We start from the raw sequence: 25,746 nt of genomic DNA on the forward strand, positions 1-25,746 counted from the left end.
TGGGGTCTGCTCGCCGAAAACCTACTCCGGAGATCAATGGAACGCAATGTTGCTGCCTCGCTCGTTTTCAAGACTGCAGCCAACACCAAAGTGGCCATGGCGATAGCCGTAGCCAACAATCGTGGCTACGACGCAGTTGAGGAAAGCCTGTCCATCACCATTGATGGTGCTGAGGTTCCCTTTGCCGAGCTCAGCGACCACCATGGCGGGCGCTTCCACTATCTGGAGTTCATCGAGCCGAGCGAGGTGTCGGTGGACTACAGGGCAACGGTTCATGGCTTGGGAGAGCCGGACGCGTCCAGTCCTATGGAACTCATCCGGTACGTTCGGCCCAGCCGCTACGCCGAGTCAGACAGGTTGCTCCCCACCTCTTATGCGGAGTTCGGCGGCCTGCAAGGTGCCGAGCTGCTTCACGCTGTGCGCAACTGGGTGAACGGGGAACTGCGGTACGTCAGCGGTTCGTCGCGGGGAACCGACGGAGCCGTGGAAACCTTGCTTCACCGGAAAGGCGTGTGCCGGGACTACGCCCATCTGGCCATCGCCCTCTTGAGGTCCAAAGACGTTCCCGCGCGCCTGGCGGCGGTGTACGCGCCTGGACTGAGTCCCATGGATTTCCATGCCGTCGCCGAGGCACACGTCAACGGAGCTTGGCACATCATCGACCCCACCGGACTCGCTCCCCGCGAATCCATGCTCCGCATTACTGCCGGACGCGATTCATCGGATACGGCGTTCCTGTCCACCGTGGGCGGCAGCCTGACCTTGAAGACACTCAAAGTCAGTGCATCGGTTAACGGCGAGCTCCCGGGGGAGGACCCCCGGGAGCTCATCAGCTTGCGTTAATTTCCCCCGACCTGCGTCAGTGTCCCACAACCGAAGCGCGGAGCTTCTCCGTCAGCCGCATCAGTTCCTGCTGCTCCTCGGCTGTAAGGGCAGGCGCCACCAAGTGGGCGATGTCCCGCACGTGTTCGCGGCCGATGGATTTCTGAAGCTCGCTGCCCGCTTGGGTGAGTGAGAGCAGCACTCCACGGCCGTCGTCGGGCGCTGTTGTTCGTTCCACCAAACCGCGCTTCTCCAAGCGATCCACCAAGCGGCTCAAGCTGGACTGGCTCAGCAGGACTTTGTCGTTGATTTCATTGAGCCGAAGCTGGCCGGAAGGGCATTTGGACAACGTGAAGAGGACATCGTATTCCTTGACGGGCAGGGTCTTGAATGCCGGTCCCGACTGCAGCTTCCGCATCACCGCCACCTGGGAGCGGAACAACGACTCCCAGGTTTCGGCGGCGAGGCGAACGGCAGAAGACGCCGAGGGGCTGGACATCAGGCGTCCTGCCCCGCAGCACCGGCAGCGGCGGATTCGCTGACCTTGGCTTCCAACGCGGCGGCGACGCGAGAGGCGTGAGTCGGTGCATCCGGCACGTGTGGAGGCTTCATGGCCGCATATTCCTTACGGAGTACCGGCAGGACCTCTTCGCCGAAGAGATCCAGCTGCTCCAGCACAGTCTTCAGGGGCAAACCGGCGTGGTCGATCAGGAACAGCTGCCGCTGGTAGTCACCGAAGGCCTCGCGGAAGGTCAGCGTTTTCTCGATGACTTCCTGCGGGCTGCCAACAGTCAGCGGAGTCTGTGAGGTGAAGTCCTCCAGGGACGGACCGTGGCCGTAGACCGGCGCGTTGTCGAAGTACGGTCGGAACTCCTTTACGGCGTCCTGGGAGTTCTTCCTCATGAAGAACTGTCCGCCAAGGCCAACGATTGCCTGGTCCGCCTTGCCGTGTCCGTAGTGCTCGTAGCGCTCACGGTAGAGGCCGATCAGCTGCTGGTAGTGCTCCTTGGGCCAGAAGATGTTGTTGGCGAAGAAACCGTCGCCGTAGTATGCGGCAACTTCTGCGATTTGCGGCGTGCGAATGGACCCGTGCCACACGAAGGGAGCGACGTCGTCGAGCGGCCGGGGGGTGGAGGTGAAGTTCTGCAGTGGTGTGCGGAACTTGCCCGACCAGTTGACAGTGTCCTCATCCCACAGCTTGCGGAGCAGGCTGTAGTTCTCGATGGCAAGTTCGATGCCGTCCTGGATGTTCTTGCCGAACCAGGGGTACACCGGCGCCGTGTTGCCACGGCCGAGGACCAGATCCACGCGGCCATCGGAGAGATGTTGGAGCATCGCGAAGTCTTCGGCGATCTTGACCGGGTCATTGGTGGTGATCAGCGTGGTGGCCGTGGACAACGTGATGCGCTCGGTCTGGGCTGCGATGTAGGCAAGCGTGGTGGTGGGGGAGGAGGAGAAGAAGGGCCGGTTGTGGTGCTCGCCCAAGGCGTAGACATCCATGCCGATTTCTTCGACCTTTTTCGCGATCGCAACGGAGGCCTTGATGCGCTCGTTCTCCGTGGGCGTGCGGCCCGTGGTGGGGTCAGTGGTGATGTCACTGACGCTGAATACGCCGATCTGCATGATGTGCCTTTCTCCCTGCCCGAGGTCCCGGGCTCTGTAAACAGTATACCGCAAACTAGATGCATTTGCATGTATCGATTCCTGTAACAGGGCAGGGCCGGGAATTGTTCCCGGCCCTGCCCTCAAGACTGTTTCAGTGGATAGGTTCGCTATTCTGCGGGATTATGGGCGGCGCGGCGGCCCGTAACGCGGGGGATCATGCCAGTGGTCCAATCCTGGAACCCGCCCGATCCGTTGCTTCCGTTGTCGCCCCTGCCACCCGGTCCGTCACCGGCTTTTGGCGCCGGCTTGTCCTGCAGGGCCTTTAGCAGGTCCTTCTTCTCCCGGCGGCCTTCCACGAGCTTGTAGAGGACCGGAACCAGGACCAGCGTCAGTGCTGTGGAGGACACCAGTCCACCGATCACGACGATTGCCAGCGGCTGCGAAATGAACCCGCCGCCACCCGTGAGGCCCAACGCCATGGGAGTCAGGGCGAAGACAGTAGCCAATGCGGTCATGAGGATGGGACGCAGGCGCTGGCGGGCACCGTGCGTGATGGCATCGGCAACGTTCATGCCCTGGCTGCCGTCATGTGGTTTGCGGTACTGGTTGATGAGGTCGATCAACACGATGGCATTGGTGACCACGATGCCCACCAGCATCAGCATGCCGATCAGTGACGGCAGGCCCAGTGGAACCCCGGTCACCAACAGCAAACCCACGGCTCCGGTTGCCGCAAACGGTACTGAGACCAACAGGATCAGCGGTTGTATAAGCGACTTGAACGCAGCCACCATGATCACATAGACGATCGCGATGGCGGCCAGCAGGGCCAGGCCAAGCTGTCGGAAGGACTCAGCCTGCTGGGTGGTGGCACCGCCGATCGTTGCCGTGACCCCTGCAGGCAGTTCCACAGCTGCCAGCCGTTCCTGCACGGCCGCGCTGACGCTGCCCAGGTTGGCGCCGGACGGCGTCACGGTGACCCTCGCGGTCCTCTGCCCATTGCTGCTGGTGATTGATACGGGAGTATCAACCTGCTCGACGGCGGCAATTGTCTCCAGCGCTACGCTACCGCGGGCTGTTGGGAGCTGGAGGGCCCGGACTGCGGCAATGCTGGTAAAGCGCGTGCCCTCGCCGATTTGCACAGGGTAGTCGTTGGTCTCGATCCGGACGGTGCCGGCCGGAATGGGGCTTACGGTGGATGCGAGGAAGGCGCCTACTTGCTCTTCCGTCAAGCCCGCGGCAACTGCTTTGGCGCGATCAACGCGGACTTGAACCACCGATTGTTTGGATGCAAGGTTCGTGGCAACTTCGGAGCTGCCCGGGACCCCTTCCATGGCCTTTACCATGGCATCACTTGCCGTCTGCAGGCCAGCGGAATTCGCCGCCCTGATGGTGATGTCTACCGTAGAGGAAGTTCCGAATCCACCCTGCTGGGATCCCACCGTGACTTTTCCGGCGGCTCCTTCCAACTTGCTGCGGACTTCGTCCTGGAGTTTTGTTTGGTTCACTTTCTCATCGGTGACTATGGTGAACGTGGAGTTGGACGAGCCGGTAGATGTGAGGGCAGCGAAGCCGGTTTGGGCATTTCCCGAGGTGACCTGCACGTCCTTGATGCCGTTGATGCCCTTGAGGGAGTCCTCAATCTTGGATGCTTCATCGCTTGTGGCCTCAAGGCTCGTGCCTGGAGGAAGGACCTGGCGCACTGTCATGCTGTTCTCTCCGGAGCGGCCCAACAGGTCCGTGGCCAGGAGTGGCGAGACGGCGATAGTGGCCACCAATATCAAAGCCGCTGCAGACAAAGTGATGACCGGATGTTTCTGAGTCTTCGCGAGAATGGGAAGATAACCGCGCTGGAGGCGACTCCGCTGCTCGGCCTCCCTGGCCTTCCCGGCAGCTTCCTCGGGGGAGGTTTGTGCCTCAGCTCCTTTTCGGGGAGAGGACAGGAACCAGTACGCCAGGACCGGGACGATCGTCAGTGAAACCAACAGTGATGACAACAGCGCGATGGTTACGGTCAAGGCGAAGGGCCGGAACAGCTCACCGGCGAGGTCACCCACGAATGCGATCGGGAGGAATACGGCCACAGTGGTCAAGGTGGAAGCCGTGATGGCCCCGGCGACTTCCCTGATGGAGGTAAGGATGGCTGTCAACTTGTGTTCGCCGTAGCTTAGATGCCGCTTGATGTTCTCGATCACCACAATGGAATCGTCAACCACGCGTCCGATCGCAATGGTGAGGGCACCCAGGGTCAGGATGTTCAACGAGTAACCCGTGGCTGAGATGCCGATGAACGTGATGAGCAGGGACAACGGGATGGACACGGCCGTGACCAACGTGGAGCGAACCGACATCAGGAAAACCAGGATAACCGCGACCGCGAAGCCCAGGCCGAGGAGCCCTTCGGTGGTGAGGTCTTTGATGGACTTCTCAATGAAAGGTGCTTGGTCGAAGACCTGCGTGAAAGTCGCGTTGTTGCCGAGCTCCTCTTCCATGGGCCCGACGGCGTCGCGCACCGCATGTGAAATGGCTACTGTATCGCCCTCGGGCTTCTTGGTGACGGACAGCGCCAGGGTGGGTTTGCCGTTGGTCCGCGTGATGGAAGTGGCGGCGTCGTCCTCGATGCTGACGTCCGCCACAGCCCCGATGGTTGCAGCACTCTTGGTGCCGGCCAAAGGAAGGCCCTTGATGATGTCCAGGGAATCCACGGGGCTTCCTAGCTGGAGGGACAGGGTTTTGCCCTGATCTTCAATGGTGCCGACAGGAACCAGGGTGCCGTTGTTCTTCAGCGCATTGCTGATGGACTGGACCGAAGCGCCTGTTGTTGCAAGATCCGCGGGGCGCGGCTGGATCAGGATGTGTTGGCTGGAGCCGCCGGTCACATCGGCGCCGCGGACGCCGTCGATCTTCTGCAAGCGGGGAACGCTGAGCCTCAGGAGGTCAGCGTTGAGTTCGCTCAGCGGTTTGTCAGAGGAGACCGCCAAATAGACGATCGGGAAGTCGCTGATGTTGCCGGCGATGGATTGGGGTTCGACGTCGGCCGGCAGTACCCGTTTGGCGTTGGAGATCGCCCGGTCAATCTGGTTGCGTGCCCGGTCCAGATTGGATCCGTACGTGAACACCATGGTGATCTGCGAAACGCCGTTGCGGGACGTCGAAGTGGTGGACTCGAGCCCCTCGACGCTGTTCAGGGCTGTTTCCAGCGGCTGGCTCAACTGCTTGTCCACAACCTCCGGGGAGGCTCCGGGCATGGAGGTCACCACGGTGATCTGCGGAAACTCGATGGAGGGGATGAGTTCCTGCTTGAGCGATCCCATGGTGATCACGCCGAACACCGCCGCAAAGACGGTGATCAGCGCGATCAGGGCCCGGTTTCCCAGGGACAGTTTGGCCAAGCGGAACATTGCATTGACTCCTGCGGTCTACGTAACGATTCGGCTGAGGGAACCGGCCGCAGCCCCGGGTATGGCCTAGCTTTGGATGGCGTTGGCCACTTCCAATTGCAGGGACCTGGCGGTGCTTGCTTCCAGTTCGGCGGCCAGGTCCGGATTCTCGTTGAGCTTGACGCCGTAGCCCGGCATCATGTCCTTGAGCTTGGACTGCCAACCCTTGAAGTTCTTGGGGAAGGACTTTTGCAACAGTTCGATCATGATGGGCACTGCGGTTGAAGCGCCCGGCGAAGCGCCCAGCAAGGCGCCGATGGAACCATCGCGTGAGGCAATGACTTCGGTGCCGAACTGCAGGACGCCACCCTTTTGAGGGTGCTTCTTGATGATTTGTACACGCTGGCCGGCGGTGATCAGTTCCCATTTGTCCCCGGCTGCTTCCGGGTAGTACTCGCGCAGCGCCTCCACCTTGGCCTCATGCCGCTTGGCAACCTCCTTGATGAGGTACGCGGTGAGGTCCATGTTGTCCTTGGCCACAGCCAACATGGGGATGATGTTTCCGGGCCGGATGGACAGGGGAAGATCCAGGTAGCTGGAGGTCTTCAGGAAGTTCGTGGAGAAACCGGCGTAGGGTCCGAAGAGGAGGGAACGCTTGCCATCCACGTAGCGGGTGTCCAGGTGCGGAACGGACATGGGTGGCGCGCCCACGGATGCCTGGCCGTAGACCTTTGCACTGTGCCGGGAGGTGATGGCGTCGTCCGTGCAGCGGAAGAACTGGCCGGACACGGGGAAGCCGCCGTAGCCCTTGCTCTCGGGTATGCCGGAGGCCTGAAGCAGGTGGAGTGCACCGCCGCCGGCGCCCACAAAGACGAACTTCGCGTGGATGCGGCCGTGCTCGCCTGATTTGGGGTGCTTGATGGAGAGATCCCAGCCACCGCCGGCTGCCCGGTTGATGTTGGTGACGTCGTGTCCGTAGTTGACCTCGGCGCCGCTGCTTTGGAGGTAGCCGGTCAGTTCACGGGTCAAAGCGCCGAAATCGACGTCGGTGCCTTCAGCCGCACGGGTTGCTGCAACGCGCTGCTTGCGGTCGCGGCCGTTGACGATCAACGGTGCCCACTTGGCAATCCGGTCCTGATCCTCGGTGTACTCCATGCTGCGGAACAGCGTGTTGGGCTTCAAGGCCTCGTACCGGGTCTTGAGGAAGTTTGCGTGGTCATCGCCAATGACGAAGCTCATGTGCGGGACGGTGTTGATGAAGCCCTTGGGAGACCCGATGACGTTGCTGTCCACCAGGTGGGACCAGAACTGGCGGGAAAGCTGGAACTGCTCGTTGATGTGCAGGGCCTTGGACGGGTCTACCGATCCGTCCTTTGCCGCAGGGGAGTAGTTAAGCTCACACAGCGCAGCATGGCCGGTGCCGGCGTTGTTCCAGGGTCCGGAACTCTCGAGCCCTGCTTCATCGAGTCGTTCGAACAGGGAGATGGTCCAGGTGGGTTCAAGTTGCTTGATGAACGCACCAAGGGTGGCACTCATGATTCCACCGCCAATAAGGACGACGTCGGCATGTTGAGTCTTGGAAATGAAGGTCACGATCAATCTCCGTTAGCGGCGGCACTGGCTGTCACAGAATATCCCCGCGCAGACTCAATACTGAAATTGCGGCGAATCGTCAAGGCTTTAGGCGGACGTTTGTGAAAACTTCGTTGAGGACCGGGGAAGCCGGATAGCTTTCCACCTTGTTGGACAGCGCCAGTGCCGAGATGGGGAAGGCGATAGGCACAGCCGGTACCGACGCCGCGATCTCTGCGTTGATGGACTGGTACTGGGCATTGCGGTCGTCGCCTTCAGGCATGGCCCGCGCACGTTCTATCTTGTGGAAGACTTCCGAGTCGGCGTATCCGAACTCTGCGCGGGTCTCGCCGAAAAGGGGCCCCAGGAAGTTGTCCGCATCCGCATAAGAGCCGTTCCAGCCGAGCAAGTGGAGGCCTCGGTCCCCGGCAGACTGTACCCTCTGGAGGTAGCCGTCTTCCCAATCGATGGGAACCGGCTTGATGTTGAAGCCGACAGCGACGAGTTGGCGGCTGATTTCGGCGTAGATCTTTTCCGGGGTGGGCATGTAGGCCCGTGTTGCGTTAAGCGGATAGTAGAACTTGAGCTCTTCTCCCTTGTAGCCGGCCTTCTTCAAAAGCTCCTTAGCCTTCTCCGGGTTGTACCCCAGGGAGGGAGCATTGTTGTTGAAGCCACTGAGCTTTGGTGGCACGAACTGTGATGCCTGGGAGGTGTTGTCGATGAAGAACTTCCGGATCAGCGCCTCCTTGTCGATCGCCATTTCAATCGCTTGGCGTACTTCGGGCTTCTCCAACGGTGCGACAGCCTGGTTGATGCCGAGGTACATCACAGAGAAAGGGTCACGCTGGATGATCTGGACACCCTTCTTGACCAATTGGTCAAAGGTCCCGGACGTCACAAGGTCATAGGCGTCTATTTTGTTGTCCAGAAGGGCTTGTTGGCGCGATTCCGCGCGATCGTAGGGGATGAAGTTTATGGTTGCTATCTGGCCCCTGTTGCCCCAGTAGCCGTTGTAGCTGGACAGGGTGATCTTCTTCTCGTCCCACTCCGTGAATACATACGGACCAGTGCCTACAGGATGGCTGGCGTAGCTGGAGATGGCCTGGCCATTGCGGACCTGGTCAAGGACATTGGCTTTCTGCGCCTCCAGGGCTGCCGGGGAAGATATTGCGAACGCCGGTAGTGTCAATGCCTGGAGGAACCCGGTGAAAGGGCGGGTCAGGTTGATCCGGACATCGCTGGCCGAGACCACTTTGCAGTCTTTGAAGATGGAGAACACCGGCTGGTCCGAGTAAGCCTTGAAGACGCTTTGGAACGAAATCCCGGGCGCTTGTTTTCTCAGGTCCTCGGGGAAGGTGAACCAGCGGTTGAAGTTGGCGCAAACCGCGGTTGCGTCCAAGGGGGTTCCATCGTGAAACGTGACGTCGGAGCGGAGCTTGAAGTCGTAGCTCAGCCCCTTGTTGCTGTCTTTCCACTCCGTGGCGAGGAGGGGGGTGGTTTGCCCTGTCTCGCCATCGACTCCCACGAGTCCTTCGAGGACCTGGCGGGTGACGCGGTATGACTCCGAATCGGCGGTCATGGCAGGATCGAGGCCCAAGGGCATGGATGCCGTGCCGAAGTTGAAAGTTTCGGAGGGCTCAGCGGGGGAGTTGGTGGTGGACGAAGACGGTGCGGGCCCCGGCATTCCGGTGCACCCTGCCAGTCCCACAGCCAGTAAGGCAGCTCCGAACTGAATGCTTAGGCGCCGCATTTTGTTGCTTGCCACTCTTGTCCCCTCAAGCCGGTTGGAATGCTGTGGCCGGCTTCGGCCAGACCGCGTTCCAGTCTAGTTGAACGTCCTGAGTGCACTTCCCAGCGCACCATCAGGATGCCCCCGGCTGCTCGAGGAAAAAAATACCCCCGGTCCTGCAACCGGGGGTATTCAGGTATCTGTGCGCAAGGGGGGACTTGAACCCCCACGCCCGAAGGCACAGGAACCTAAATCCTGCGTGTCTGCCAATTTCACCACTCGCGCTGGCTGGCAACCGGCCGCCTGGATGGACCGCCACTGCCATATACCGGCCTCCAGTGTACCCGTTACTTGTCCAGCTTAAGATCCCGCCGAAGCTTGGCCACGTGCCCTGTGGCACGGACGTTGTATTGGGCGAGGGAGATCTTTCCATCGGGATCAACCACAAAGGTGGATCGGATCAGCCCCATGTAGCTGCGGCCGTAGTTCTTTTTCTCGCCCCATGCCCCATATGCCTCGGCTACGACGTGGTCCTCGTCCGAGAGCAGCCGGAAGGTCAGCTGTTCCTCCTCGCTGAACTTGGCAAGTGCCTTGAGGGGGTCGGGGGAGACTCCCACAACTTGGTATCCGGCAGCCTGCAGGGAACCAAGCGTGTCGCGGAAATCGCATGCTTCCTTGGTGCATCCGGGGGTGGAAGCAGCGGGGTAGAAGTAGAGGATGGTTTTCCGCCTCCGGAGGCCCGACAAGCTCACGCTTTTGCCGGTTTCATCCTGAAGTGTGAAGTCCGGGGCGATGTCTCCCGGGATAAGTCGTTCAGCCAAAATGTGCTCCTTGCCAGTGATCGCGATTTCCCAGTTTAGTGGGAGAAGCCGCGTCCTCACCGCTTCCGCGCATATACTGTCGGCATGCCAGATATGGAGAGATGGCCCACCACCCGTTTGCTTTCGACAGCTGCACGCCTGGTGGAAATCTCGTGGAACGAAAAATTGAAGTCCATCGGCCTTACCCACGCCGGTGTCATTGCCATGCAGGTATTGGCTGCCAAGGGTGCCATTACGCAGGCGGCCTTAGCCGAAGTTGCGCGGGTCAAGGCCCAGACAATGGGAACCACTCTTGCGAGGCTTGAGCTGCATGGGCACGTCACGCGACAACGCAGTGATTCCGACCGCAGAAGTCACGTGGTGACCCTCACCGACGCCGGCATCGCAGCTCTTGCTGAAGCGGTAAAGCTTGAACAGGATGTCTTGTCGCCTGTCGCGGTGGACACCGCCCGCCTCCGAGAGGAACTTCGGATCGTCGTGCGGGGGCTGGCGGGCTTGCCGGCGCCGGAGCAGGAATCCCACGAGATTGACACCGACTTGCCTCGCGTCTGACGAACGCCTGTGGCCGGGGTTTCCTTCGGGAAGCTCCGGCAGAGCAACAAAAAGGCTCCGGATCGTGTCTACGATCCGGAGCCTTTCCTCTGTGGTGCACCCCCCGGGACTCGAACCCGGAACCCATTGATTAAGAGTCAATTGCTCTGCCAGTTGAGCTAGAGGTGCAGCTATTGTTTCGGGCCTATCCGAAGAATTCGCATTCCCCGTTGACCTCCGCAACGACAAATAACTATACACGACTTTTGGGCTCCTAAAGACCACAAAGGGCAATGCGTGACGCACGCCATTTGCTCGCCCTGGAAAAGGCTCGGCTTTAGAAGGCCTTGAGCAACAAAAAAGGCCTTGGAGTGATTTTCACTCCAAGGCCTTTTATTTAGTGCACCCCCCGGGACTCGAACCCGGAACCCATTGATTAAGAGTCAATTGCTCTGCCAGTTGAGCTAGAGGTGCATCTGTTGATTTTGATCCAACCCGGGAGCTTTTCTTTCCCCGGCGATCTCCGCAACGACATGTAACTCTACACGACTTCCGCCCAAGAGTGAAATCGGCACCTTAGCGCCCGCGGCTTCAGGATCCAGTCCTCAGAATCAGCGCAAAATCAGGGTTTCGGTTGTTGCTGATGACCCAGAGGGTGCCGTCGGGAGCCCGGGCTACGTCCCTCATCCTTCCGTACTGTGCTGTGAAATAGGCCACAGGGGCGCCGGTGTTCTCGCCGTCCAGTGGAACCGCCCACAGCCTTTGGCCTCGAAGGGCCCCGGTGTAGGCAATACCGTTCACGATCTCGAGTCCGCTCGGTGACGCGTCGGACGTTGATGGCCAGACTACCTTCGCGTCGATAAGGCCGCTTCGGCCAGGCGCTTCCGTTACCGTGGGCCAACCGTAGTTGCCGCCCGGGGTGATCAGGTTCAGTTCATCGTCCACATCCGGGCCGAACTCGCTGGCCCAGAGGCGTCCGCCACTGTCCCAGGCCAAGCCCTGCACATTCCGGTGTCCGTAACTGTAGACGGGGTTGTCACCGAAAGGATTTCCCGGCGCCGGGCGCCCTTCCGGGGTGAGGCGAAGGATTTTGCCGCCCAAGGCGTTCGTATCCTGCGGTTGCTCCCGGCGTTGCGAGTCGCCGGTGCCCACGTAGAGGAAACCGTCCGGGCCAAAGCGGATCCGGCCGCCATTATGGGTTGAAGCCTTGGACATTCCGGAGAAGATCACTTCAGGCTCGCCCAAGCGCAGCTGACCACTGGGATCTCCGGTCAGCTTCATCCGCGCAATCCGGTTGTCGCTCGGTGAAGTGAAGTAGGCATAGAGCCAGCCGTCCGTTGAGAAGCCTGGCGATAGGGCCAGACCCAGCAGTCCGCCTTCCCCGCCGGGGTCGACGTCGGATACCTCGCCTATGGTGGTGGCCTGGCCGTCCCGGATGCTCTTGAGCTGAGCGGAGTCGCGTTCGGACACCACGGCTGTGCCGTCCGGCAGGAAGACCACCGACCAAGGCAGCTGCAGTCCGACGTCGAGCTTCTGAACAACTTCTGGGGCGGGCGGTGACGCTGGAGTGCCGGGTGTCGTCGGAGTGCCGGGTGCCATGGAAGCGTTCGGTGTGGCCGCGGTGCCCGGGGACGATGGACTGCCCGTGCACCCGGATAGGGCCAGGATCAAGGCGAGTGCAGAGGCAGGCACCAGTCCCTCACCACGTTTCCAAGAGTGCCTGCCCATGTTCCTGCCTGCTGGTGTGTTTGAACGCAGTCTTTTGGAAGCCGTTGGCCGGGAATTAGTGCCGGCTGCGGCGGGGCGGCCGGAAACCGGCAGCTTCGGCATACGCGGACGATTCGAACCACACATCGGCCTCAGCATCGTCATATCCGGCGGTGTCTTCGTCGTGGTAAGTCATGGCCGAGGCGCTGGCCTTGACGGGATAAGCGTCCCCGGGAGCGCTGGAGGAGCCCGTGCCATAGGGGTGCTCGACTGCCAGGTGTCCGGTGCCCCCGGAATCTTCGGCCGCTGCGGACTCGGCTGCTGCAGACTCGGCGCCCGGCAGGGTTGGTGAGTGTGCACCGGTGTATTCGTGGTGATGGACAGGCGTGCCGCTCTGGTCCGTCCAGGAGGATTCCCACTCCGCTCTATCGGCTGCCTCATCGGCGGCTGCCGCATCGGTGCCTGTGGGAGAGCTTGCCGCAGGAGAACCCGCACGCCAGTCGTCGACGTCACCGGCGTCGGCGTTACCGGCGTCGGCGGCGTGAACCTTCGCGTCGGTGTCTATCACCGGTTCGTTCACCACTGGTTCCTCAATCACGGGTTCGGAAACAGCGGGGGCCGCGATGACAGGTTCCGGAACGGTCAATCCGGGCGTTGCGGTCGGCTCAACGCCGGAGGCGTCGTTTGCCGCGGAGTTGTCGACGGCGGTAAGCGGCTCGTCCCCACCACCGCCTGTGACGGGGGAGGCTCCGTGCCTTTCCTCGGACAGTCGGGGCTGGGCGGTGGCGGATTGGGCGGTGTCGGGCTCGGCGGTGTCGGGCCCGGCGGTGTCGGGTTCGGCAACGCGTGGTTCGTCGACGGTCGGGCCGCTGCCCTCCGCGGCCGTCTTGCCGAGGTTGGTCACCCCTGCCAAACCAGCCACGCCTGCTGCGGCTACTCCGGCATCCGGCATGGAGGCTGTGTTGCTGGGCTCGGTCGCCGCCGGGGCGCGCGTGCTGGAAACTCCGGAAAAGCGATCATTCGTGGGAGCTTGGCTTGAGGTGGTATTTCGCGTCTTGTTGCGGTTCATGAGCCACCAAACAATCGCGACGACCAAAACAATGACAATGACCCAAATTAACCAGTCCATGATGGAGGCCCTTCTGCTCACAGGGGTGCAGCTCGTGGTAATCCCGACGTTACGTGCCTGCTTATGGGCTGTCCAGCCTTTGACCTGCTGGTTCGCTTGGAATTGTCAGCTTACTTACTATATTGGGATCGAAAAAATTCGTGGCCCGGTAATTCCGTGACGTCGCCTAGTCTGGCTCCATGGACTTCAAAAGGCTGCAGATTCTGCGCGAATTGGCAGACCGGCAAAGTGTGGGTGCTACTGCCGAAGCCATGAATGTCACAGCTTCCGCGGTTTCCCAGCAGCTCAAAACACTGCAGGCGGAGATCGGTGTTGTCCTGGTGGAGAAGGTGGGCCGCGGCGTCCAATTGACCGAAGCGGGACTGGCCATGGCGGCAGCAGCATCGGATATTGCCACAGCCATGGCCAGGGCGGAGTCCACCATTGACACGTACCGTAAGGGTTGGCAAACGCGTGTTTCCGTAGCCTTCTTTCCCAGTGCAGCGGAAATGCTGCTCCCGGGAGTGCTGCACCAGGTTGCCGCTGTGGATGGGTTGACCTTCGAGGCTCACTTCGAGGATCCGGGAACGGCCCACTTCGCTCCCTTGGTGGCGGACTACGACATCGTGTTGGCGCACAGCGTGGACGGGCCCGAGGTTTTTGCCAAGAGGGGCCTGACTGTGGTGCCGCTGCTGGAGGAAGCGCTGGACGTCGCCATGCCCGCCGGGCATCCTTTGGCCTCCAAAGCCCGGCTGAGCCCGGAGGATGTTGTTGACTACCCGTGGATCGGTGTCCCGGAGGGGTTTCCGTTCGACACGGTGCTTCGCCAGATCGAACTCCATGCGGGAAGACAGGCCCTAAGGGGGCAGAGATACCCGGATCTCAGGGTGCTTGAGGCCTTGGTGGGCGCGGGGCACGGCATTTGCCTCCTGCCCCGATATACGGCCCGGGCAAGTGCCCGGCGCGGGCTGGTTCTTCGGCCGCTCACAGAAGTGAAAGCGAGTAGAAGCATAGTGGCTTTGTCGCGGCAGGAGGTTGCCGCCCGCGCCACGATCGCCATAGTCCTGGACATGCTCAAGAGTGAAGCCGCGGCTATCGCCAAGGAACTGAACGAATCACGTCCCATCACCTGAGTAGAGCCATCCGGACCGTGCCGTCCTTTGCAGCTCTTTGCAGCCCAGGTCGCAAAATCGCAACATTCGGGGGTATGGGCTTAACCCGGCGTGCTGGGACGTTGGTAGTTGCCCCGTGCACATAGACTTTGGACCATGAGTGACACCACCCAAATTGCGACAGACAACACGCCGGACATCAAACCCCGCAGCCGGGTGGTGACCGACGGCATTCACGCAGCTCCTGCCCGTGGAATGTTCCGTGCCGTCGGCATGGGAGACGACGACTTCGCCAAACCCCAAATTGGTGTTGCCAGTTCCTGGAACGAAATCACCCCGTGCAACCTTTCCCTGAACCGCCTTGCGCAGGGCGCCAAGGAGGGCGTCCACGCCGGGGGCGGTTTCCCGATGCAGTTCGGCACCATTTCAGTCTCGGACGGTATTTCCATGGGCCATGAGGGCATGCACTTCTCCCTGGTTTCCCGTGAGGTCATCGCTGACTCCGTGGAAACAGTGATGCAGGCCGAGCGCATCGATGGCTCAGTGCTCCTGGCGGGCTGCGACAAGTCCCTTCCCGGCATGCTCATGGCCGCAGCCCGTCTGGACCTCGCATCGGTCTTCCTCTACGCCGGCTCCATCATGCCGGGCTGGGTCAAGCTTGAAGACGGCTCGGAGAAGGAAGTCACCCTCATTGATGCCTTTGAGGCAGTGGGTGCCTGTGCCGCCGGCAAAATGAGCATGGAAGACCTCACACGCATCGAAAAGGCCATTTGTCCGGGTGAAGGCGCCTGTGGCGGCATGTACACGGCCAACACGATGGCCTGCATCGGCGAGGCCCTGGGCATGTCCCTTCCTGGTTCAGCCGCGCCGCCGTCGGCAGACCGCCGTCGCGATGATTTCGCACGCAAGTCCGGCGAGGCGGTAGTAAACCTGCTGCGCCTGGGCATCACGGCCCGCGACATCATGACCAAAAAGGCGTTCGAGAACGCCATTGCCGTCACCATGGCCTTCGGCGGTTCCACTAATGCCGTGCTTCACCTGCTGGCGATCGCCCGCGAAGCCGAAGTTGAGCTGACGCTGGACGACTTCAACCGCATCGGCGACAAGATCCCGCACTTGGGGGACCTCAAGCCCTTCGGCCGCTACGTCATGACCGACGTCGACAAGATCGGTGGCGTGCCGGTCATCATGAAGGCACTCCTCGACGCCGGACTGCTGCACGGTGACTGCCTCACTGTTACGGGCAAGACGCTCGCCGAAAACCTTGCCTCGATCAACCCTCCGGACCTTGACGGCAAGATCCTCCGCGCACTGGACAACCCGATCCACAAGACCGGTGGCATCACCATCCTCCACGGATCCATGGCTCCCGAAGGCGCCGTAGTGAAGAGTGCCGGCTTCGATGCTGACGTCTTCGAAGGAACAGCCCGCGTCTTCGAGCGGGAGCAAGGCGCACTCAATGCGTTGGACAATGGCGAAATCCACAAGGGCGACGTCGTGGTGATCCGCTATGAGGGCCCCAAGGGTGGCCCGGGTATGCGCGAGATGCTGGCCATCACCGGAGCCATTAAGGGCGCAGGCCTTGGCAAGGATGTCCTGCTGCTCACCGATGGCCGTTTCTCCGGCGGTACGACGGGCCTGTGTATTGGCCACGTTGCGCCTGAAGCGGTGGACGGCGGTCCCATCGCCTTCGTGGAGGACGGCGACCGCATCCGTGTGGACATCGCTGCACGCTCCTTCGACCTCTTGGTGGACGAAGCGGTGCTCGAGGCCCGGAAAGAGGGCTGGGAGCCGCTGCCCGCGAAGTTCACTAAGGGCGTGCTGGCCAAGTACGCAAAGCTGGTCCACAGCGCCTCCACCGGGGCGTACTGCGGATAATTCCTGCGGTGGACTCCGGCTGTCACGGGACGGCCGGAGTCCGGCAGGCGGACATGGCTGTCCAAATAGTGAGATACGATAGTGGTCAATTGACACGTATCTCACTTAGAGGGAACACTGAACGCATGATCACATTCGTTACCGTCGGCATCGTCGTCCTTACCAAGCGCGTGGCTTAGCCCGACTGGTAACGAACCGTCACGCGCAAACCCCTCGAAGAGCCGGAAGGCTGAGGGGTTTTTTTATTCCCCGAAGCAAGACCCATCTATGTAGATCCACTAAGGAAGAGTCCGATGAGCAAAGGATCGCCGATCAGCCCCTCGCTGATGGCTGCAAAGTCCGCTGGAGCCCACAAAGCTCCGGAAAAGGTCGACCGTACGGCTGAGGCCGTCGTCGTCGACGCTGCTGCACCTCTCTCTCCTGTACTTGGGCCGAACACCGTTGTACCCCCAACGGTGATGTCCGGCTCACAAGCAATTGTCCGTTCGCTCGAAGAACTCGGCGTGGACGATATTTTCGGTTTGCCCGGTGGCGCGATCCTGCCCACCTACGACCCCTTGATGGCTTCCAGCATGAATCACATCCTGGTCCGTCACGAACAGGGAGCCGGCCACGCCGCGCAAGGCTACGCCATGGTTACCGGACGGGTTGGCGTTTGCATCGCCACCTCGGGACCCGGTGCCACCAACCTCGTTACCGCCATCATGGATGCCCACATGGACTCTGTGCCGATGGTGGCCATCACCGGCCAGGTGTCCAGCGGAGTCATCGGCACCGATGCCTTCCAGGAAGCGGACATCGTGGGCATCACTATGCCCATCACCAAGCACTCGTTCCTGGTTACGGACCCCAATGACATCCCGCACGTCATGGCAGAGGCATTCCACCTCGCGTCCACGGGCCGCCCGGGACCTGTCCTGGTGGATATCGCCAAGGACGCCCAGGTTGGCCAGATGACTTTCTCCTGGCCTCCGAAGGTGGACTTGCCCGGCTACCGCCCCGTAGTGCGCGGGCACAACAAGCAGGTCCGTGAAGCGGCCAAGTTGATCGCTGCCGCAAGCAAGCCGGTCCTCTACGTGGGTGGCGGTGTAGTCAAGGCCCACGCCTCCGCAGAACTGATGGAACTCGCGCTGGCTACCGGCGCTCCGGTAGTCACCACGCTGATGGCGCGCGGTGCCTTCCCTGATTCGCATCCGCAGCACGTGGGCATGCCCGGAATGCACGGTTCCGTGTCCGCCGTGACTGCGCTCCAGCAGGCCGACCTCCTGATCACGCTCGGCGCAAGGTTCGATGACCGGGTCACCGGCGTACTGAAGACCTTTGCCCCGTTTGCCAAGGTCATCCATGCGGACATCGACCCCGCGGAAATCTCCAAGAACCGCACGGCCGACGTCCCGATCGTTGGTTCGGTCAAGGAAATCATCCCGGAACTCACCGAGGCCGTGAAGACGCAGTTTGAGTTGAGTGGGACGCCGGACCTGGACTCCTGGTGGGCTTTCCTGGGTAACCTTCGCGACACCTACCCGCTGGGTTGGACGGAACCCGAGGACGGGCTTACTGCCCCGCAGCGCGTGATCAAGCGCATCGGCGAACTGACGGGTCCTGAAGGCATCTACGTGGCCGGAGTGGGACAGCACCAGATGTGGGCCGCGCAGTTCATCAAATATGAACGCCCCCACGCCTGGCTGAACTCGGGCGGCGCAGGAACCATGGGATACTCGGTTCCGGCAGCCATGGGCGCCAAGGTTGGTGAACCGGACCGCGTGGTCTGGGCCATCGACGGTGACGGCTGCTTCCAGATGACCAATCAGGAACTGGCCACCTGCGCCATCAACAACATCCCGATCAAGGTCGCCATCATCAACAACTCCTCGCTGGGCATGGTCCGCCAATGGCAGACGCTGTTTTACGAGGGTCGCTACTCAAACACGGACCTGAACACAGGCCACGACACCGTCCGTATTCCGGATTTCGTGAAACTGGCCGATGCTTACGGCTGCGCAGCACTGCGTTGTGAGCGCGATGAAGACATCGATGCCACCATCCAGAAGGCACTCGAAATCAACGACCGCCCCGTGGTCATCGACTTCGTCGTCAGCCCCAACTCGATGGTGTGGCCCATGGTGCCTTCGGGCGTCAGCAACGACCAGATTCAGGTTGCCCGCAACATGACCCCGGAATGGGAAGAGGAGGACTAGGCATGAGCCGTCACACACTGTCCGTTCTGGTAGAAGACAAGCCCGGCGTGCTGACCCGCGTGGCCAGCCTCTTCGCCCGGCGGGCGTTCAACATCAATTCCTTGGCTGTGGGACCGACTGAGGTCCCTGGCATGTCCCGCATGACGGTTGTCGTCGACGCCGACGGCGACCTCATCGAACAGGTCACCAAGCAGCTCAACAAGTTGGTCAACGTCATCAAGATTGTTGAGTTGACTTCCGAATCTTCCGTACAACGTGACCACATCCTGGTCAAAGTACGTGCGGATGCCGCGACACGTCTGCAGGTTACCCAGGCTGCAGACCTGTTCCGTGCCGCCGTCGTCGACGTGTCCACAGACTCGTTGGTGATTGAGGCAACCGGTACCCCCGAGAAGCTCGCCGCACTGCTCTCAGTGCTCGAGCCGTTCGGCATCCGTGAAATCGTGCAGTCCGGCACCTTGGCCGTTGGACGGGGATCCCGCTCCATGAGTGACAGGGCGCTCCGCTCCGCGTGAGCCTTGCGTCCAGTACCGCAGCACCACTATCAATATCTACGAAAAACCACTCAAGAGGAGTTACGCAAGTGACTGAAATGTTCTACGACGACGACGCTGACCTGTCGATCATCCAGGGCCGCAAGGTAGCCATCGTTGGCTACGGCTCCCAGGGCCACGCCCACGCACTGAACCTGCGCGATTCCGGCGTCGAGGTCGTTATTGCGCTGAAGGACGGCTCCAAGTCGGCCGCAAAGGCCGAGGATGCAGGCTTCACTGTCAAGAACGTTGCGGACGCTGCCGAATGGGCAGACGTCATCATGATCCTGGCACCGGACCAGCACCAGCGTGCGATCTACAACGACTCCATCAAGGACAAGCTGACCGAGGGCAAGGCACTTGCCTTCGCACACGGCTTCAACATCCGCTTTGGCTACATTGAAGCTCCGGCCGGCGTTGACGTTATCCTGATCGCCCCGAAGGCTCCGGGCCACACCGTGCGCCGCGAATTCGAAGCCGGCCGCGGAATCCCGGACATCATCGCTGTTGAGCAGGACGCCTCCGGTTCCGCCTGGGACCTGGCGAAGTCCTACGCCAAGGCAATCGGCGGAACCCGCGCCGGCGTCATCAAGACCACCTTCACCGAAGAGACCGAAACCGACCTCTTCGGCGAGCAGTCCGTCCTTTGCGGCGGCGTTTCCCAGCTCGTCCAGTACGGCTTCGAAACCCTGACCGAAGCCGGCTACCAGCCGCAGATCGCCTACTTCGAGGTTCTCCACGAGCTCAAGCTCATTGTTGACCTCATGTGGGAAGGCGGCATTGCCAAGCAGCGCTGGAGCGTTTCCGACACCGCAGAGTACGGCGACTACGTCTCCGGCCCGCGCGTCATCACCCCCGAGGTGAAGGAAAACATGAAGGCTGTCCTCGCCGACATCCAGAGCGGTGCTTTCGCCAAGCGCTTCATCGACGACCAGGACAACGGTGGCACGGAGTTCAAGGAACTGCGGGCCAAGGCTGAGCAGCACCCGATCGAAGAGGTCGGACGCGAACTGCGCTCCCTGTTCTCCTGGCAGCAGCAGGACGCTGACTACGTTGAAGGTTCCGCAGCCCGCTGATCCTTTGGCGCTGGCCTGACCGCCCGCGCACTACGACGCCCGTCCGGTGAACACAGCCGGGCGGGCGTCGTCGTTTCTCCAGTAATTCCCCACCGTCTTGATCAGCCACCTTGGCTGTGAACTTCTTCACAACAACTACCGGTCCGGCCGTAACATCCCTCCCCGGCACCGGAAACCCTGCCCGGATTCGATATTCTGGGCTGGTCCGGGCGCCGTACCCCGGGCCACGCATCCGCTCCTTGTCCAGTTCTGTCCAAAGTTGTCCAAAGTAAGGTGCCACCCCGTGTCAGCCAGCAAACCCGTCGTCCTCCTCGCCGAGGAACTTTCGCCCGCCACAGTCGAGGCATTGGGCCCGGACTTTGAAATCCGACAGACCGACGGCGCCGACCGTTCCCAGCTGCTGTCCGCCATTGCCGACGTGGACGCCATCCTGGTCCGCTCGGCCACCCAGGTGGATGCCGAAGCCATCGCTGCGGCCAAGAACCTCAAGGTCATCGCCCGCGCCGGAGTGGGGCTGGACAACGTGGACATCAAGTCCGCAACGCAGGCAGGCGTCATGGTGGTCAACGCCCCGACGTCCAACATCGTGTCAGCCGCAGAGCTCACGGTGGGCCACATCCTGAGCCTCGCCCGCCACATTCCCCAGGCCAGCTCGGCGCTGAAGAACGGGGAGTGGAAGCGCTCAAAGTACACCGGCATTGAACTCTTCGAGAAGAAGATCGGAATCATCGGCCTGGGCCGCATCGGCGCTCTGGTAGCAGCACGTCTGCAGGGATTCGAAACTGAGATCCTCGCCTATGACCCCTACATCACGGCCGCTCGTGCAGCCCAGCTGGGCGTCAAGCTGGTGACCTTGGATGACCTTTTGGAAAACTCCGACTTCATCACCATCCACATGCCCAAGACGCCGGAAACTGTAGGCATGCTGGGCGCTGACGCGTTCCGCAAGATGAAGGAATCCGCCTATGTCATCAACGTGGCACGTGGCGGCCTTGTGGACGAAGAAGCCCTTTACACCGCGCTGAAGGAAGGTCAGATCGCCGGTGCCGGCGTGGATGTCTTCGTCAAGGAACCCAGCACGGACCTGCCGTTCTTCGAACTCGACAACGTGGTTGTTACCCCGCACCTCGGTGCGTCCACGGATGAGGCGCAGGAGAAGGCGGGCGTGTCGGTGGCTAAGTCGGTCCGCCTTGCCCTTGCCGGTGAACTGGTGCCCGATGCCGTAAACGTTGCAGGCGGGGTCATCGCTCCGGATGTACGCCCGGGCATCCCGCTGATCGAAAAGCTCGGCCGGATCTTCACTGCGCTGACCCACGCGTCCCTGACCCAGATCGACGTCGAGGTCGCCGGCGAAATTGCTGCCTTGGACGTCAAGGTGCTCGAACTGGCCGCACTGAAGGGCGTGTTCGCCGATGTGGTGACGGAACAGGTCTCCTACGTGAACGCACCGGTGATCGCCGAACAGCGCGGAATCAACACCCGGCTGATCACCACCCCCGATGCCGAGGACTACCGCAACGTCCTGACCATCCGTGGTGCCCTCAGCGACGGCTCCCAGATCTCTGTTGCCGGTACCCTGACGGGTCCGAAGCAGGTGGAGAAGCTGGTCGGCGTCAATGGATACGACGTCGAGATCCCCATCAGCGAGCACCTGGTTGTTGTGGCCTACGCGGACCGTCCGGGTGTGATCGGTACCATCGGACATATCCTGGGCATGAACAACATCAATATCGGCGGAATGCAGGTGGCCCGCCAGACTGAAGGCGGCCAGGTTCTCGCGCTCCTGACCATCGACAGTTCCGTTCCCCAGCAGGTACTTGAAGCCATCAAGGCCGGTATCGGCGCAGAGATGGTCCGCGAGGTGGACCTGGAGGACTAGCACTGATCCTCATCAGCTAGGTTCGCGTGCCGGCGACACACCTTGGCACGCAGGAGTGGCCGGTCTGCTTACAATGGCTGGGTCCGGGAATCGGACCCGGCAGCAGGCCGGCTACAACTTTTTGCACATACAGCCCGGTATTCCTCTGTGTTTTTTGAGGAATTACGGTGCGCGTGTGCGCGCCCGCAATCAAGGTCTCAGGGAGCCCAATGAACGCCGTCCAAAGGTTCATCAGAAGCCGTGTGCTGCTGCTGACCGCGGCCATTTTGATCGTCGCCATGTGCTTGTCCGTCCTCGTCCAGAGCCAGTCGCAGGCGGCTCTGAACAGGACAGTGGACGAGAACTCGCGGGGACTCTACGACATCCTGGTCCAGGCGAAACCTGACCAGCCACGAGATGGCGACGGCGGTGCATTGATTCAACCGGAAATTGCCAACGGCCAAGGCGGCATCAGCTTTGAGCAGTTGGAGAAGATCCGGACCATGGACCAAACGTCCGTGGCCGCTCCCATCAGCCTGGTCTCGCGTGTATCGCAAAACCTTGAGGCCCCGCGCCTGAACGCCATGGACTACCTCGGCTATAACGCAGGCCTTGCCGGCGCGATGACGGCAGGGGATCCCTCCGCCATGGACCCCGGCAAGTGGCCTGCCCCCGAATCCGTACTGCCTGATTCCCCGAAAAGGTACCGCCTGACCGCCTCGGCCACGAGCTCGGACGGAGCGAACCAGCAGACCCTTTTCAAGACCAGCGCTGAAGGCACCCTTGGCAAGGGCCGGCTGATCGAGGAACAGACTGCGGGGGGTACCAACGTTCGAATCGCGGGCCCCGAGGGCGAGACAGGCGTCAAGTTCCCGGCCCCGGCCCTGGGCTCGGAGCACAATCTCTTCAACCTCACCGTGGCGCTTCCGCTGGCGCCTGAGGTGACAGAGTCCGTGGTAGCCGTGGACCCCGCCGCTGAGCGGGCGCTGCTGGGCTCAGCGGGAGATTTCCTGGCACCTCTTGAGAAAGCTCCTCCGGCAGATGCCCGGGACGCCGGTGCCATCGGACGCCACTTCGAGAGTCTCTTCACCACCGGCCTCAGCATGGACCAGTTGGAACAAGGGCCGGATTTCCTGGGGGTCAAGCTAAAATACTGGGCGCCGCTGATGACGCAGTACCAGCAGGCCAAGCGCGACGGCCTTCTAACTGACCAATCCAAAGCCATCCCGCTGATTGTCCGTTCCGGTACCTCCCTTGATCTGAAATACTCGGTTAAAATCGAGGAACTGGACGCAAACGGCAAGGTGGTCAATGACGTGGGAACCGTGACACGGTCCCTGGACCAGGACTATCTCCCGTTCGTGTCCAAGTCGCCGTTTGCCCTCGAATGGCCGGGATCTACCGACTACAGCAAATTGCTGGGCAGCACGGCCTCCTTCAGCCAGGGTCTGTACAACCCGGCCACCTGGAGCACGGCATTTGCCGCCGCTCCAAAATACAAGGACGGCGACGAAGCGTCCAACGGCGCCTCTGAGAAGAGCGCCACACCGGGGGACTGGGTAACGGTAAACCGTCTCCCTGAAAAGTCCTCCTTCGGGGCACCTGTAGACCAAACCCAGCGTGAGCCGGTTGAGGAGCGTTCCTACCGCGAAGACCTCGAAACCGGCAAGAAGCCGGCCACGCCGCTGCCAATGGTGTACGGCACCTTCGATCCTGCCGCGGTCAAGGCTGCTGCCGGCGACGTCAACAAGCTGCCCCTGGGTGGCTATGACCCGACGCCGATGACGCTGAGCAAGGACGCTGAGGGCAAAAAGGTGGAGGGCGCGGAACTGAAGCCGTCCCTGAGCGCTACAGGTCTGGTGAGCCAGTCCGCAGGCGCCATTACCGATTACTACGGCCTCGCAGCAGCGCGTGGCTACGACAGCAATGCCGATGTCATCGACGCCATCCGTGTGAAGGCCTCTGCAAACGGCAACTGGAAGACGGCACAGCCTGAAGTGGAGAAGCTGGCCACCCAGATCCGCGAGCTCGGACTTGAGGCTACCGTCGTGGCTGGTTCAGCACGTGAAGATGCCAATATCTTTGTCCCTGGCTACAGCAAGGACGACGCCGGCAAGGAATCACCCTTGGGCACCGTCCAGCAGTCCTGGGTACGTCAGGATGCGGCCGACGCCGTCTCGGGTTCCCTTACCGGTACCAATATCACCCTGCTGTTCCTGACCCTGCTGGGGGCAACTCTTCTTACCGGTGCTTCTACAGTCAGCTATATCCGCCAACGCCGAAGCGAAGCCGGAATTCTCCGCGCCATGGGGTGGACGCAGAAACGGATCCGCTCCTGGGTCTTGGAAGAATTCGCTGTGGGAGCTGCTGCCCTCGCAGCAGCAGGAGTCATTCTTAGCTTGTTGAGCTGGAACGTTGCCACTGTAATCGTCTCGGTCACGATGCTTGTTATCTACAGCGCTGCCGCATTGCTGGCCGCCCAACAGCTGCGCCACCGAGTGGTCATTGATCAGGAACCGCAGCACGATGAACGCCTGGTGACAGTGGACTCGCCCCTGACGTTCGCCAACAGGCAGCTCACCACAAACCGCTTCAACTCGATCTCTCTGGCCGTGGCGGTCGGTGTGTTCGGTGCAGCAGTGGGTGCCCTGATTGCTCTCCTGATCGACATTCCCCGCGCAGCCGGCGCCAGTGCCTTGAGCGGTCTGGCCGCAGCCAGCATCGCACTGCCGAGCGTCATCCTCGCAGTTTTCGGCGTGGTTGTTGGCCTCCTCCTGACTTTGGTCACCGGCCGCTTCGAACTTCACGCCAAACGGGAGTACCTCGGTACCCTGCGCGCCATGGGCTGGAACCCGGACATGCTTGGCCAGGTCCGCTTCTTTGAAAACGCACTTGTGGGCACCGTGGCACTTCCCTTGGGTGTCCTCGGCGCCCTGGGACTGGGACTGCTCCTGGCTCCCTACGCGGCTCTTTGGGCCGGGCTGGCCGGTTTGCTGGCCGTAATTTGCTGGATTCCGATTGCAACGAAAGTAGTCAAATGACTGACAACCTCAACCCCGAGCTGGCGGCCACCCCGGAATCCGCGGAAGAGTCGCTGCAGACCCGTGCCAACACCATCGTGAGGGCAACGGATCACGCAACCCCCTTGGAACTGAGTCGGGTCACCATCCACTACGGTGGTGACAAGGGCGGCGCCGAGGAAGTGGACGTTGTAGACGACTTCAATCTCACACTGCATGCCGGCGAGATGCACTGTATCGCCGGCCGAAGCGGCTCCGGTAAGACCAGCATCCTGACGGTGAGCGCTGGACTTACGCTCCCGACGTCGGGCAAGGTCTTTTGGGAGGGCCAGGCGCTGGACACCATGGGCGACGACGAGATCGCGGACCGCCGCCGGGCATTGATTGGATACGTGGACCAAGGCGGTGCCTTGATCGACGGCATGAGCGCATTGGAGAACGTCCTGCTCCCCGCTGTGCCCGATGGCGAAGTGGAGCAGCGTACTGAGATGGCCAAGGACCTCCTGGACCTGGTGGGCCTCGGACGCCGCATGCGTCACCGTCCCGCCCAGCTCTCCGGTGGCGAACGCCAGCGTGTAGCGATTGCCCGCGCGTTGATCCTGGGAACCCGCGTCCTGGTGGTGGATGAGCCCACGGCCAGCCTCGACCGCGCGGCAGCCAACCGCATCATCGGCATTCTTAAGGACACCACCAGCGATGGCATTGCCGTCATGGTTGCCTCCCACGACCATGAGCTGGTACGGCTCAGCGATACGCTGACAGAACTTAACTAAGCTTTTTCATCCCAAAAAAAGGT

The 25,746-nt window shown here is 61.5% G+C and carries 18 protein-coding genes and 3 tRNA genes; 10 read left to right on the forward strand and 11 right to left on the reverse strand.

The window, feature by feature from the left end:
- Positions 1–36 precede the first annotated feature (36 nt).
- A complete protein-coding gene (locus ACLRGI_RS03070; RefSeq protein ID WP_419200252.1) occupies positions 37–843 on the forward strand; it encodes a transglutaminase-like domain-containing protein in 807 nt (268 codons plus the stop codon).
- Between the two features lie 16 nt (positions 844–859).
- On the opposite strand, the gene ACLRGI_RS03075 is transcribed toward ACLRGI_RS03070, so the two are convergent.
- The 7 genes from ACLRGI_RS03075 to bcp form a co-directional block, all read right to left on the reverse strand.
- The gene (locus tag ACLRGI_RS03075) at positions 860–1,321 is read right to left on the reverse strand and encodes a MarR family winged helix-turn-helix transcriptional regulator (RefSeq protein WP_419200253.1); all 462 of its coding nucleotides are present in this window, start codon (positions 1,319–1,321) and stop codon (positions 860–862) included.
- Entirely contained in the window at positions 1,321–2,445 is a 1,125-nt protein-coding gene (locus ACLRGI_RS03080; protein WP_419200254.1) for an LLM class flavin-dependent oxidoreductase, read from the reverse strand. Before ACLRGI_RS03080 ends, ACLRGI_RS03075 begins: the two co-directional genes overlap by 1 nt.
- Before the next feature lie 149 nt (positions 2,446–2,594).
- Positions 2,595–5,828, reverse strand: coding sequence for an efflux RND transporter permease subunit (locus tag ACLRGI_RS03085; RefSeq protein WP_419200255.1), 3,234 nt, complete (start codon positions 5,826–5,828; stop codon positions 2,595–2,597).
- A 66-nt stretch (positions 5,829–5,894) separates the two neighbouring features.
- Positions 5,895–7,400 carry a malate:quinone oxidoreductase gene (locus ACLRGI_RS03090; RefSeq protein WP_419200256.1) on the reverse strand — a complete coding sequence of 502 codons (1,506 nt, stop codon included), beginning with the start codon at positions 7,398–7,400 and terminating at the stop codon, positions 5,895–5,897.
- 79 nt (positions 7,401–7,479) lie between these two features.
- On the reverse strand, positions 7,480–9,144 hold the full coding sequence (locus ACLRGI_RS03095; RefSeq protein WP_419200257.1) for an ABC transporter substrate-binding protein: 1,665 nt from the start codon (positions 9,142–9,144) through the stop codon (positions 7,480–7,482).
- 167 nt (positions 9,145–9,311) lie between these two features.
- Positions 9,312–9,393: transfer RNA gene (locus ACLRGI_RS03100), tRNA-Leu, on the reverse strand.
- A 62-nt stretch (positions 9,394–9,455) separates the two neighbouring features.
- Positions 9,456–9,929 carry a thioredoxin-dependent thiol peroxidase gene (bcp, locus tag ACLRGI_RS03105; protein ID WP_419200258.1) on the reverse strand — a complete coding sequence of 158 codons (474 nt, stop codon included), beginning with the start codon at positions 9,927–9,929 and terminating at the stop codon, positions 9,456–9,458.
- Between the two features lie 84 nt (positions 9,930–10,013).
- Between bcp and ACLRGI_RS03110 the strand changes: the two genes are divergently transcribed.
- Positions 10,014–10,481, forward strand: coding sequence for a MarR family winged helix-turn-helix transcriptional regulator (locus ACLRGI_RS03110; protein WP_419200259.1), 468 nt, complete (start codon positions 10,014–10,016; stop codon positions 10,479–10,481).
- 92 nt (positions 10,482–10,573) lie between these two features.
- Here ACLRGI_RS03110 and ACLRGI_RS03115 read toward each other — a convergent pair.
- From ACLRGI_RS03115 to ACLRGI_RS03130, 4 genes are all read right to left on the reverse strand, one after another.
- Positions 10,574–10,649 (reverse strand) — tRNA-Lys (locus ACLRGI_RS03115).
- A 212-nt stretch (positions 10,650–10,861) separates the two neighbouring features.
- A tRNA-Lys gene (locus ACLRGI_RS03120) sits at positions 10,862–10,934 on the reverse strand.
- A 117-nt stretch (positions 10,935–11,051) separates the two neighbouring features.
- Complete coding sequence (locus ACLRGI_RS03125; RefSeq protein ID WP_419200260.1) at positions 11,052–12,188, reverse strand: PQQ-dependent sugar dehydrogenase; 1,137 nt, start codon at positions 12,186–12,188, stop codon at positions 11,052–11,054.
- A gap of 55 nt (positions 12,189–12,243) precedes the next feature.
- Positions 12,244–13,296, reverse strand: coding sequence for a sunset domain-containing protein (locus tag ACLRGI_RS03130; RefSeq protein WP_419200261.1), 1,053 nt, complete (start codon positions 13,294–13,296; stop codon positions 12,244–12,246).
- A gap of 179 nt (positions 13,297–13,475) precedes the next feature.
- Here ACLRGI_RS03130 and ACLRGI_RS03135 point away from each other — a divergent pair, with 179 nt between their 5' ends.
- The 8 genes from ACLRGI_RS03135 (at position 13,476) to ACLRGI_RS03170 (ending at position 25,723) form a co-directional block, all read left to right on the forward strand.
- The gene (locus ACLRGI_RS03135) at positions 13,476–14,408 is read left to right on the forward strand and encodes a LysR family transcriptional regulator (protein ID WP_419200262.1); all 933 of its coding nucleotides are present in this window, start codon (positions 13,476–13,478) and stop codon (positions 14,406–14,408) included.
- 135 nt (positions 14,409–14,543) lie between these two features.
- Complete coding sequence (gene ilvD / locus ACLRGI_RS03140; protein ID WP_419200263.1) at positions 14,544–16,265, forward strand: dihydroxy-acid dehydratase; 1,722 nt, start codon at positions 14,544–14,546, stop codon at positions 16,263–16,265.
- Positions 16,266–16,558: 293 nt separating this feature from the next.
- Positions 16,559–18,463, forward strand: coding sequence for an acetolactate synthase large subunit (locus ACLRGI_RS03145; RefSeq protein ID WP_419200264.1), 1,905 nt, complete (start codon positions 16,559–16,561; stop codon positions 18,461–18,463).
- A gap of 2 nt (positions 18,464–18,465) precedes the next feature.
- On the forward strand, positions 18,466–18,978 hold the full coding sequence (ilvN, locus tag ACLRGI_RS03150) for an acetolactate synthase small subunit (protein ID WP_011775174.1): 513 nt from the start codon (positions 18,466–18,468) through the stop codon (positions 18,976–18,978).
- Positions 18,979–19,046: 68 nt separating this feature from the next.
- Positions 19,047–20,072, forward strand: coding sequence for a ketol-acid reductoisomerase (gene ilvC / locus ACLRGI_RS03155; protein WP_026540216.1), 1,026 nt, complete (start codon positions 19,047–19,049; stop codon positions 20,070–20,072).
- 283 nt (positions 20,073–20,355) lie between these two features.
- Positions 20,356–21,951, forward strand: coding sequence for a phosphoglycerate dehydrogenase (serA, locus tag ACLRGI_RS03160; protein ID WP_419200265.1), 1,596 nt, complete (start codon positions 20,356–20,358; stop codon positions 21,949–21,951).
- 209 nt (positions 21,952–22,160) lie between these two features.
- A complete protein-coding gene (locus tag ACLRGI_RS03165; RefSeq protein ID WP_419200266.1) occupies positions 22,161–24,971 on the forward strand; it encodes an FtsX-like permease family protein in 2,811 nt (936 codons plus the stop codon).
- On the forward strand, positions 24,968–25,723 hold the full coding sequence (locus ACLRGI_RS03170) for an ABC transporter ATP-binding protein (RefSeq protein WP_419200267.1): 756 nt from the start codon (positions 24,968–24,970) through the stop codon (positions 25,721–25,723). Before ACLRGI_RS03165 ends, ACLRGI_RS03170 begins: the two co-directional genes overlap by 4 nt.
- The last annotated feature ends 23 nt before the right edge of the window (positions 25,724–25,746 follow it).

This window comes from Paenarthrobacter sp. PPS72 (genome assembly GCF_048537125.1).
In the GTDB taxonomy this organism is placed as follows: domain Bacteria; phylum Actinomycetota; class Actinomycetes; order Actinomycetales; family Micrococcaceae; genus Arthrobacter; species Arthrobacter nitroguajacolicus_E.

What these genes read in the sequence shown, in the direction of transcription:
- ACLRGI_RS03070 (WP_419200252.1), top strand. Translation starts at nt 37, where the DNA reads ATGGAACGCAATGTTGCTGCCTCGCTCGTTTTCAAGACTGCAGCCAAC.
- ACLRGI_RS03075 (WP_419200253.1), bottom strand. Translation starts at nt 1,321, where the DNA reads ATGTCCAGCCCCTCGGCGTCTTCTGCCGTTCGCCTCGCCGCCGAAACC.
- ACLRGI_RS03080 (WP_419200254.1), bottom strand. Translation starts at nt 2,445, where the DNA reads ATGCAGATCGGCGTATTCAGCGTCAGTGACATCACCACTGACCCCACC.
- ACLRGI_RS03085 (WP_419200255.1), bottom strand. Translation starts at nt 5,828, where the DNA reads ATGTTCCGCTTGGCCAAACTGTCCCTGGGAAACCGGGCCCTGATCGCG.
- ACLRGI_RS03110 (WP_419200259.1), top strand. Translation starts at nt 10,014, where the DNA reads ATGCCAGATATGGAGAGATGGCCCACCACCCGTTTGCTTTCGACAGCT.
- ACLRGI_RS03125 (WP_419200260.1), bottom strand. Translation starts at nt 12,188, where the DNA reads ATGGGCAGGCACTCTTGGAAACGTGGTGAGGGACTGGTGCCTGCCTCT.
- ACLRGI_RS03130 (WP_419200261.1), bottom strand. Translation starts at nt 13,296, where the DNA reads ATGGACTGGTTAATTTGGGTCATTGTCATTGTTTTGGTCGTCGCGATT.
- ACLRGI_RS03135 (WP_419200262.1), top strand. Translation starts at nt 13,476, where the DNA reads ATGGACTTCAAAAGGCTGCAGATTCTGCGCGAATTGGCAGACCGGCAA.
- ilvD (WP_419200263.1), top strand. Translation starts at nt 14,544, where the DNA reads ATGAGTGACACCACCCAAATTGCGACAGACAACACGCCGGACATCAAA.
- ACLRGI_RS03145 (WP_419200264.1), top strand. Translation starts at nt 16,559, where the DNA reads ATGAGCAAAGGATCGCCGATCAGCCCCTCGCTGATGGCTGCAAAGTCC.
- ilvN (WP_011775174.1), top strand. Translation starts at nt 18,466, where the DNA reads ATGAGCCGTCACACACTGTCCGTTCTGGTAGAAGACAAGCCCGGCGTG.
- ACLRGI_RS03165 (WP_419200266.1), top strand. Translation starts at nt 22,161, where the DNA reads ATGAACGCCGTCCAAAGGTTCATCAGAAGCCGTGTGCTGCTGCTGACC.
- ACLRGI_RS03170 (WP_419200267.1), top strand. Translation starts at nt 24,968, where the DNA reads ATGACTGACAACCTCAACCCCGAGCTGGCGGCCACCCCGGAATCCGCG.